At 42.7% G+C, this 5,116-nt stretch carries 4 protein-coding genes; 1 reads left to right on the top strand and 3 read right to left on the bottom strand.

Annotated features, from left to right (window positions below; genetic code table 11):
* Positions 1–141 precede the first annotated feature (141 nt).
* Positions 142–1,530 (top strand): glucose/sorbosone family PQQ-dependent dehydrogenase, encoded by a 1,389-nt coding sequence (locus tag C3Z13_RS03205; protein WP_103854977.1) that lies wholly within the window; start codon positions 142–144, stop codon positions 1,528–1,530.
* A gap of 54 nt (positions 1,531–1,584) precedes the next feature.
* Here the strand turns inward: C3Z13_RS03205 and C3Z13_RS03200 are convergent, their stop codons facing one another.
* From C3Z13_RS03200 to C3Z13_RS03190, 3 genes are all read right to left on the bottom strand, one after another.
* Entirely contained in the window at positions 1,585–1,908 is a 324-nt protein-coding gene (locus C3Z13_RS03200; RefSeq protein WP_103853038.1) for an HI1450 family dsDNA-mimic protein, read from the bottom strand.
* A 107-nt stretch (positions 1,909–2,015) separates the two neighbouring features.
* The gene (gene ppc, locus C3Z13_RS03195) at positions 2,016–4,655 is read right to left on the bottom strand and encodes a phosphoenolpyruvate carboxylase (protein WP_103854976.1); all 2,640 of its coding nucleotides are present in this window, start codon (positions 4,653–4,655) and stop codon (positions 2,016–2,018) included.
* Positions 4,656–4,886: 231 nt separating this feature from the next.
* On the bottom strand, positions 4,887–5,116 hold a 230-nt coding region (locus C3Z13_RS03190), incomplete at its 5' end, for a substrate-binding domain-containing protein (protein WP_181022002.1).

Below are 5,116 nucleotides of genomic sequence, written 5' to 3'. Positions count from 1 at the left end.
AAAATAAAGTGCGGTGATTTTCACGCATTTTTTCGATCAATAAATGTTTCCTAGCAAGAAAAACACCTTTTCCAATAATAGGTATTGGCACGTTTTCGCTTGTGATAGAATCCGCACGATTTTTTAACCTAGGAGAAATTAATGAAAAAATTAGCTTTTGCAGGCGCATTATTTGCTTTTGCAGCAACAAGTGCCAGTGCCATTGATGTAGTCAGCAAAGATGGCAAGGTGGATTTTGGTTCACGTTTTGAAGCAACGGTTATTGCTAATAATGTTGATGGCGGTTGGGAGATGATCTGGGGGTCGAAAGAGCAACTTTGGCTGACAGAACGTGCAGGCAGAAATATCGTGAGCATTGATCCAAAAACAGGTGAGAAAACCGTGTTGTATCATTTTGCTAATGCTTATGAGAAATTTCCACATCAAGGCGTGTTAGGGTTAGCCTTAGATCCAAATTTTGATGCAGGTGAGCCTTATGCTTATGCGGCTTATACTTATGCTGATGGCGAGAAAAAATTCGCCCGTATTGTACGTTTAACCTATGATGCGAAAGCCAATAAATTAGGTGATGAGCAAATTGTGATTGACCACATTATCGCAGGCGTGGATCACAATGCAGGACGCATTAAATTTGGCCCAGATGGCAAACTTTATTACACCACAGGTGATTTAGGTTATAACCAAGGTAAACACGTTTGTGATGAAATCACTTCACAAAAATTACCAACGGCAGAACAAGTGAAAAATCACGATCACAGTGCTTATAACGGCAAAACCTTGCGTATCAACAAAGATGGCTCAATCCCTGATGATAACCCTGTAATTAAAGGCGTGAAAAGCCATGTTTATACTTATGGACACCGCAATCCACAAGGTTTAGTGTGGGTGGGGAATCACCTTTATAGCACAGAACAAGGCCCATCAAGTGATGATGAATTGAACAAACTTGAAGCGGGTGGAAACTACGGCTGGCCGCACGTTGCGGGCTTTAAAGATGATTTGGCTTATGTTTATGCTAACTATTCGGCAGCGGTGAATTGCCCGAGCGTGAAATATGATCCGAATGTGATCCCTGAAGGCGTGCCAACGCAAAAAGAAACGGATTACAAAGAGCCTGTGGTTGATCCGGTAAAAACTTTCTTCACGGTTAATAATAACTACAACTACACCAATGCGACTTGTGGCAAGTTGTCATATATTTGTTGGCCAACCATTGCCCCAGGTAATGCGGTTTATTATCCAAAAGACGGCGTAATCCCAGAGTTCCGCAATTCATTATTATTAGCAACCTATAAGAGCGGTTCGATTTATCAAGTAAAAATGAATGAAGACGCAAGCAATGTGCAAGGGGATACCGCGAAATATTTCACCAGTGCAAACCGTTATCGCAATGCGTTAGTGAGCCCTGATACCCGCAAAATCTATGTGGTAACAGACAATATGGGGAACGGTCGTCAGTTAGATGACACGCCAACATCAAAAATGGCAAACCCAGGATCAATTATTGTGTTTGAATATATCGGTCAATAATTCTTCTTTCAAATAGAAAAAGTGCGGTGAGAAAAAATTTCACCGCACTCGCCATTATTTTTTCCAAATAATATGATATTGGCGATCTTCTTCTTGATGAGAAATGAGGAATTTCGCGAAAATATCGTCCATTTCGTCTTGCTCATTGACTAAGCCGATCCAAACTTCGGCATATTCTTCAGGATCAATTAGCACGCCGATTTCTTCTTCCCAATCTTCTGCGGTTTCGACAAATTCTACCGCGCCGCGTTCTTCAAATTGGAGATTAAAAAGCAGAATATCTGCGGGATCAAGGTTTTCCCCCGCCATTTCAAGAAAAATATCGTAGGCAATATCAATGGCTGTATCGGGATCGAGTTTTTGTTTTTGTTCTGTCATTGGTTGTCTTATTTAGGTGAAAAGGGTAGGTATCATAACATAAGAATAATGGCGAAAGAAAAGTGCGGTGATTTTCCACCGCACTTTATTTTTTGCTCGATTAGCTTTTAGCCCGTATTACGCATTCCCGCTGCGATACCTGTGATGGTGATCATCAAGGCTTGTTCAACATCAGGATTTGGATTTTCTGGATTTTCACGCAAGCGGCGTAATAATTCCACTTGTAATAAGTTAAGTGGATCGGTGTAAATATTACGCAGTGCGATAGATTCAGCAATCCAAGGAAGATCAGACATTAATTGATCTTCGTGCGATAAAGACAGAATTGTTTGAATATCCGCTTTTAATTGTTCGCGTAATGATTGCCCTAAATACCACAATTCAGGTTTCACAAGGTGCTGATCGTAATGCTCTGAAAGCCAAGTGTCGGTTTTGCTGAATACCATTTCCAACATTCCGATACGCGTAGAAAAGAACGGCCATTGTTTACACATTTCTTCGATCACATCACCTTTGCCTTGTTCAATGGCTAAACGCACAGAAGCGCCTGCACCAAGCCAAGCTGGGAGCATTAAGCGGTTTTGCATCCACGCGAAAATCCAAGGAATAGCACGCAAACTTTCTACCCCACCATTTGGATTACGTTTTGCAGGGCGTGAACCTAATGGCAATTTTGACAGCTCTTGTTCTGGCGTTGCAGAACGGAAATAAGGCACGAAATCTTTATCGCCACGCACCACGCCACGGTAAATTTCGCAAGACGTGGTAGAAAGCTCGTCCATCACTTCACGCCACGCCGTTTTTGGCTCTGGCGGTGGTAATAAATTGGCTTCTAAAATTGCGCTAGCATAAAGATCTAAACTGCCCACTGCCACGGCTGATAAGCCCAGTTTAAAGCGGATCATTTCCCCTTGTTCAGTAACACGCAATCCGTTTTTCAATGAGCGTGGTGGCTGAGAAAGTAATGCTGCGTGTGCTGGTGCGCCACCACGTCCGATTGTGCCGCCGCGTCCGTGGAATAAGGTGAGTTCAATGCCGAGTTCTTCACACAAATTCACTAGCTGTTCTTGCGCACGATATTGCGCCCAAGAAGCCGCCATCATTCCTGCGTCTTTGGCACTGTCGGAATAGCCGATCATCACCATTTGTTTGTTGTCAATCACGCCACGATACCAACCGATATTGAATAATTGGCGCATTACTTCTTCAGACGCATCTAAGTCATCAAGGGTTTCAAACAATGGCACAACAGGCAAATGATAAGGCACGCCCGCTTCTTTCAAGAGTAAATGCACGGCAAGCACGTCAGAAGCCGTGCGCGCCATAGAAATAATGTAGCAGGAAATCACGCCCTCTGGCTGTTCTGCGATCACTTTACAGGTATCTAACACTTCTTGCGTTTCTGCTGAAGGTTGCCAATCACGCGGTAACAGTGGGCGGCGTGAGCTTAATTCACGGATTAAGAACGCTTGTTTGTCATCTTCCGTCCATTGTGAATAATCGCCTAAACCGATATAACGGGTGATTTCCGCAATGGCATCGCTATGACGTGTACTTTCTTGGCGAATATCAAGGCGAGAAAGGGATAAACCAAAGCAACGGATACGGCGTAAGCAATCAAGTAGCGCGCCGTTAGCGATAATGCGCATTCCGCATTGATGTAGAGATTGATAACAATCGTAAAGGGGTTCCCAAAGCTGTTCGTCATCAGTGAGCAGTTCTTGCTCAGTTACAACTGGGGTTCTGCCCTCCAATAAATCGCCGTAATTCGCCACGGTTTTGATCAATTTGCTACGCAAATCTTTCACCACAAAACGGTAAGGCTCTAGGTGATCGCCATATTTAGCACGAAATTCTGGCGTGCATTCAATCACAGAAAGTTCATCAGCAAGTAATTTAATGTCTTCTAAAAAGAGTTCTGCGGCTTTCCAACGATTCATCAGCAACACTTGGCGGGTGGTTTGCGCGCTAACAAATGGGTTTCCATCACGGTCACCGCCCATCCAAGAAGAAAAACGCACAGGGGCAAGATCCACTGGCAGCTGCACCGCAAAATTTTTCTCTAAATGGAAGTTAAATAAACGGCAGAATTCTGGCACGGCTTTCCATAAACTGTTTTCAATCACCGCCATTCCTGCTTTGGCTTCATCAACGGGCGTTGGACGTTGAGTACGAATTTCATTGGTATGCCAAGCAAGAGCAATCAGCTGCATTAAGCGGCGTTTAAGTTTGGTGGTTTCCGCTTCGGTTAAATCATCGTGTTCCAAACGGCTTAAACAGCGGTTGATTTCAACGTGTTTATGCCCGAGTGAACGGCGTGTTACCTCTGTTGGGTGAGCGGTAAGCACCAGCTCAATAATCAGTTTCTGTACCGCATCAAGCACTTTTTCTGTTGGCACATTTTGCGCTTTTAAGCGTTGAAAGAGCGCTTCTAAGGTACGGTCGGAAGACTCTTGGTCAATATGCTGACGGGAAATGGTTTGATATTGCTCAGCAATATTGGTGAGGTTTAAGAAGTGGCTAAAAGCACGCGCCACAGGAATGATGTTTTCATCGGAAATCGTGGCTAGTATTTCAAGCAATTGTTCACGGGATTTTTCATCACCTGCACGGGAATTTCTTGATAACACGCGAATTTTTTCAATTAAATCAAGAATTTCACTGCCTTGTGCATCACTAATGGTTTCCCCTAAGAAATGCCCAAGCATATTGATGTTGTTACGCAACGTTGTGTATTGTTGGATCATAAGCACCTCACAAAAAAGTAAATTCGTTTTCTGAGATAGATATAATCAAAAATAGGGAGAAAGGTCAATTATTTAAAAGATAAAAAATAATATAAATCAAAAGTGCGGTGGTTTTTCTATAAATTTCTGCAATTTTTTTATATAAAATCTAAATAAGTTACAAATTTGTTAAAAAATAGAAATAAAAACGCCCGCACTTAACGGGCATTATACTGAGCGGATAAATTGGCGTTAATTACATTTTTTCACCGAGCTACGGATCACCAATTCAGGGTGCATTTCAATAATTTCGTGCTGGCCTGATTTCTCACTAATGCGTTGGAACAATAAGTTCACCGCTTGTGCACCTAAACGAGATTTAGACTGGTGTATCGTAGTGAGCGGTGGCGAATAAAAACGTGAGGCGTGGATATTATCATAGCCAATAATGGAAATATCATCAGGCACTTTCAGCCCTTTTT

Source organism: Avibacterium endocarditidis (genome assembly GCF_002921145.1).
Lineage (GTDB): Bacteria > Pseudomonadota > Gammaproteobacteria > Enterobacterales > Pasteurellaceae > Avibacterium > Avibacterium endocarditidis.
This window is presented reverse-complemented; position numbering and strand designations above follow the sequence as displayed.